4 protein-coding genes, 1 tRNA gene and 1 pseudogene are annotated in these 4,354 nt (G+C 64.5%); 3 read left to right on the top strand and 3 right to left on the bottom strand.

Going from position 1 to position 4,354, the window contains the following annotated elements; translation table 11 throughout:
• Positions 1-184: 184 nt before the first annotated feature.
• Together PGX04_RS29385 and PGX04_RS29380 are read right to left on the bottom strand one after the other, a co-directional pair.
• A tRNA-Leu gene (locus tag PGX04_RS29385) sits at positions 185-269 on the bottom strand.
• Between the two features lie 123 nt (positions 270-392).
• Complete coding sequence (locus tag PGX04_RS29380; protein ID WP_176548193.1) at positions 393-566, bottom strand: hypothetical protein; 174 nt, start codon at positions 564-566, stop codon at positions 393-395.
• A gap of 245 nt (positions 567-811) precedes the next feature.
• Between PGX04_RS29380 and PGX04_RS29375 the strand changes: the two genes are divergently transcribed.
• Entirely contained in the window at positions 812-1,120 is a 309-nt protein-coding gene (locus PGX04_RS29375; RefSeq protein WP_273741725.1) for a transcription initiation factor IIB family protein, read from the top strand.
• A 152-nt stretch (positions 1,121-1,272) separates the two neighbouring features.
• On the opposite strand, the gene PGX04_RS29370 is transcribed toward PGX04_RS29375, so the two are convergent.
• Positions 1,273-1,737, bottom strand: coding sequence for a phosphopantetheine adenylyltransferase (locus tag PGX04_RS29370; RefSeq protein WP_273741724.1), 465 nt, complete (start codon positions 1,735-1,737; stop codon positions 1,273-1,275).
• A gap of 148 nt (positions 1,738-1,885) precedes the next feature.
• Here PGX04_RS29370 and PGX04_RS29365 point away from each other — a divergent pair, with 148 nt between their 5' ends.
• The gene (locus tag PGX04_RS29365; protein WP_273741723.1) at positions 1,886-4,141 is read left to right on the top strand and encodes an NADP-dependent malic enzyme; all 2,256 of its coding nucleotides are present in this window, start codon (positions 1,886-1,888) and stop codon (positions 4,139-4,141) included.
• 3 nt (positions 4,142-4,144) lie between these two features.
• Positions 4,145-4,354, top strand: a pseudogene (locus PGX04_RS29360) (PQQ-binding-like beta-propeller repeat protein); the annotation flags it as partial.

Genomic DNA, 4,354 nt, shown 5'->3' with positions numbered 1-4,354 from the left:
GGGGAATCGGCATAGCCGAGACTCCCACGGAGGAAACCGCGCCCTTTAGGGCGCGGAGGATGTCATGCTCGCAGTTCTCCGTTCAGTGCGCGGGACCGGATTCGAACCACGGTCGCAGCGAAGCTGCTCCCTGATTCGAAGCCTCGTCGCGATGCTTCTCCTCGCGGAGTCGCTCAGAGAAGTATGCGCGGGACCGGATTCGAACCGGCGGACCCCTACGGGACAGCGTCCTAAGCGCTGCGCCGTTGGCCTAGCTTGGCTACCCGCGCCCGGTCCCGACTTTTCTCGAGTCGAGTAAGTAGCTGTCGGTCCACGCCATACGGACGTCAGAGTTCCGGCGCACCCGCGACCCGCCAGACGGGTGCGCCAGGACACAGTGACAGCAGTCCGTCTCAGGGGCGTTTCACCGGCTCTTCCGGCGACCAGTCCGGCGGGACGATAAACGTCACGTGCTCCGGATCCCGAAGCTGGTGGAGTTCCGCGGCCTGCTCGGCCAGCGACCGCTCCCGATACGGCATCTCGAGTCCGCAGCCAGTACAGACGAGTTTGCAGGTTGGCTCTTTCATGAGGCGTCGTGAACCGACACCGACGGCTGGCGTCGAATACCGCTTCGGTGGACGGGTGGTTTAGTAGTTGTTACCTAGTAAAATCGACGGAGAACGGCCGGTTTTTCGAGATATTCGTAGCGAACCGTTGCCATCCGTAGTACTCCATTGGGGGCAACGGGATCGTGCCGGGGTCGTATCGGCCGACCGGCGAAATCGCGCGGTCGGACCACACGTTTATCCCGTCCGATCCGATACCCCGACGTATGCACAGCGCCCGGGATCGCATCGAATACGAACCGTGGCTCGAGGAACTCGAGACCGTCGCCGATCGGCTGGAGCTAACGACGGAAGCTCGATCGTGTGCCGCCGATCTCTTCCTCACAGACGTCCCGGACGCCGATCGATCGAAGCGAGCGGTGCTCGCTGCCAGCCTCTACGCCGGCTCGCTCGTCGCCGGTGACGGTCGGACCCAGGGTGCAGTCGCCGATGCCGCCGACGTCTCCCGACTGTCGATCCAGTCCCGCTGGAAGGAACTGCTCGAGTCGGCGGGGCTCGAACCGCCGCGCTGGTAGCACTCTCGTACACTCACTGTTTCCCGGCACAGTGGCGGACTGATTCCGCATAAGCGGACAATACGAGAAGGAACGACGCGGCGACTGGGCCTGAAAATCAAGTTCACGCGGCGGAGACGATTCGCGCGCCCGACGGAAGTTGGTCGTTTGCGTCACTCGTCGATGACGGTCCCGTGCTCGTCGATCTCGCCCGTGACGATCCGGGTGCTCGAGATGATGTCGCCGTCGTCCGCGAGGAGGTGGGGGACGACGACCACCTCGAGCGGGTCGTGTCCGTTCTCGCGGCGGATCTCGTTGATCCGTTTGCCGCCCTCGCGGGTTTCGGGGGAGACGACGAGGTAGTCGAACTTCGGTTCGGTCGCGATCCCCGTCGGGGATTCGAGCATCCGAATCTCGAACTCGCGGTCGTAGTCGGCCGCGATCGACTCGAGTTCGGTGGCGAGCGCGTCCTCGCGTTCGTCGTACGATCGGACGTGTCGGTCGACGTCTCGCGACTTCGGTGCGAGTTCGTCGCTGGTCAACCCGACCGTCACGTCCCCGAGTTCGAACGCCCGTTCGAACAGCCGTCGATGGCCGTCATGAACGGGGTCGAAGGTCCCACCAAGCGCGACGTCCATACCTCCTCTCACTTGCGCGGTGCGTATAAAACGGTCGAATCACCGTATCTGCTTCCGGGGAATCGCGTCTTCCGCGCCACCGTGTTTTCGACAGTCGTCGAAACTCCCCTTCGCATTGTTTTTAGTAGTCCCCTGCAGTGTCCCCGGTATGGGATTAGATGAGGATTCACTGGAGTACCACCGAACCGATCCGCCCGGAAAAATAGAGATTTCGACCACGAAACCGACGAATACGCAGCGTGATCTCTCGCTCGCGTACTCGCCGGGCGTGGCCGCGCCGTGTCTCGAGATCGACGAGGACGAAACCGACGCCTATCAGTACACGGCCAAGGGCAACCTCGTCGGGGTCGTCTCGAACGGTTCCGCCGTGCTCGGACTGGGCGACATCGGTGCGCAAGCGTCGAAACCGGTCATGGAGGGCAAGGGCGTCCTGTTCAAGCGCTTCGCTGACATCGACGTCTTCGACATCGAACTCGACGAAGCCGATCCCGACAAACTCGTCGAGGCCGTCAAGATGATGGAGCCCACCTTCGGTGGCGTCAATCTCGAGGACATCAAAGCGCCAGAGTGTTTCACCGTCGAGGAGCGCCTGCGCGAGGAGATCGACATCCCGGTCTTCCACGACGACCAGCACGGGACCGCGATCATCTCCGGTGCCGCGCTCATCAACGCCGCCGACGTCGCGGGGAAGTCGCTCGAGGAACTCGAGATCACGTTCTCGGGAGCGGGCGCGAGCGCGATCGCGACGGCGCGGTTCTACGTCTCGCTGGGCTGTAAGAAGGAGAACATCACGATGTGTGATTCCTCGGGGATCATCACCGAGGAGCGCGCTGCGGCGGGCGACGTCAACGAGTACAAACGGCAGTTCGCCCGCGACGTGCCCGAAGGCGGGCTCACGGACGCGATGGAAGGGACAGACGTCTTCGTCGGCCTCTCGATCGGCGGGATCGTCTCTCAGGAGATGGTCCAGTCCATGGCCGACAACCCGATCGTCTTCGCGATGGCCAACCCCGATCCGGAGATCGGCTACGAGGACGCCAAAGAAGCCCGCGACGACACCGTCATCATGGCGACCGGCCGCTCTGACTACCCGAATCAGGTCAACAACGTCCTCGGGTTCCCCTTCATCTTCCGCGGCGCACTCGACGTGCGCGCGACCGAGATCAACGAGGAGATGAAGGTCGCTTGCGCCGAAGCGCTGGCCGAACTCGCCCGCCAAGACGTCCCCGACGCGGTCGTCAAGGCCTACGGCGACGAAGCGATTCAGTACGGCCCGGACTACATCATTCCCAAACCCGTCGATCCGCGGGTGCTCTTCCGCGTCGCACCGGCGATCGCCGAGGCCGCGATGGAATCCGGTGCCGCTCGCACCGAGATCGACCTCGAGGCGTACGAGGAGGAGCTCGAGGCCCGCCTCGGGAAATCGCGCGAGATGATGCGCGTCGTCCTCAACAAGGCCAAGAGCGACCCCAAGACGGTCGCGCTCGCAGAGGGCGAGAACGAGAAGATGATCCGGGCGGCCTACCAGATCCAGGAGCAGGGGATCGCCCTCCCCATCCTCATCGGAGACGAGGACGAGATCAAGCAGACGTCCGCGAATCTGGGCCTCGACTTCGATCCGACCGTCGCCGATCCGACCGTCGGCGACTACGAGGAGTACGCCGACCGGCTTCACGAGCTCCGTTCTCGAAAGGGCATCACGCGGAGCGAGGCCGGTGAACTCGTCGAGCGGGACTCGAACTACTTCGGCAGCGTCATGGTCGAGCAGGGCGACGCGGACGCGCTCCTGACCGGTCTCTCGCATCACTATCCGTCGGCGCTCCGACCGCCGCTACAGGTTATCGGCACCGCCGACGACGTGGATTACGCCGCCGGCGTCTACCTGCTCGCGTTCAAGAACCGCGTCATCTTCGTGGCCGACGCGACGGTTAACCAGGCTCCCGACGAGGACGTCCTCGCGGAGGTTACCAAACAGACCGGGAAACTCGCGCGGCGGTTCAACGTCGAACCGCGCGCCGCCTTGCTCTCGTACTCGAACTTCGGCAGCGTCGACAACGAGGGGACGCGCAAACCTCGAAAGGCGGCCTCGGTGCTGCAGGACGACCCCGAAGTCGACTTCCCCGTCGACGGCGAGATGCAGGCCGACACCGCCGTCGTCGAGGACATCCTCGAGGGGACCTACGGCTTTTCGGACCTCGAGCAGCCCGCGAACGTGCTCGTCTTCCCGAACCTCGAGTCGGGCAACATCGGCTACAAACTGCTGCAGCGCCTCGGCGGCGCGGACGCGATCGGGCCGATGCTGGTCGGCATGGACGAGCCGGTTCACGTCCTCCAGCGGGGCGACGAGGTCAAGGACATCGTGAACCTCGCCGGCGTTGCGGTCGTCGACGCCCAGCAGGAGTAACGCGTGAGCGAGCACGCCGCCCCTCGAGACGGGTCCCCCGAACGGGACGTGAGTTCGGATCGGAACGCCGACGACGCGGAAGCCGATCGGAGCCGTTCGGGAGCCGGCGGTGCTCGATTCACCAGACGGACGCTTCTCAGTACCGCGGGAACGGCCGGCGCCGTCGGTCTCGCGGGTTGTACCGCGCGCCAGTACCGTGCGCCGCCGGACTGC

The sequence above is a fragment of the Natrinema soli genome, assembly GCF_028618695.1.
This window is presented reverse-complemented; position numbering and strand designations above follow the sequence as displayed.

Excerpts from the sequence above, each read along its gene's own strand:
- PGX04_RS29380 (WP_176548193.1), bottom strand. The coding sequence starts at position 566 with ATGAAAGAGCCAACCTGCAAACTCGTCTGTACTGGCTGCGGACTCGAG.
- PGX04_RS29375 (WP_273741725.1), top strand. The coding sequence starts at position 812 with ATGCACAGCGCCCGGGATCGCATCGAATACGAACCGTGGCTCGAGGAA.
- PGX04_RS29370 (WP_273741724.1), bottom strand. The coding sequence starts at position 1,737 with ATGGACGTCGCGCTTGGTGGGACCTTCGACCCCGTTCATGACGGCCAT.
- PGX04_RS29365 (WP_273741723.1), top strand. The coding sequence starts at position 1,886 with ATGGGATTAGATGAGGATTCACTGGAGTACCACCGAACCGATCCGCCC.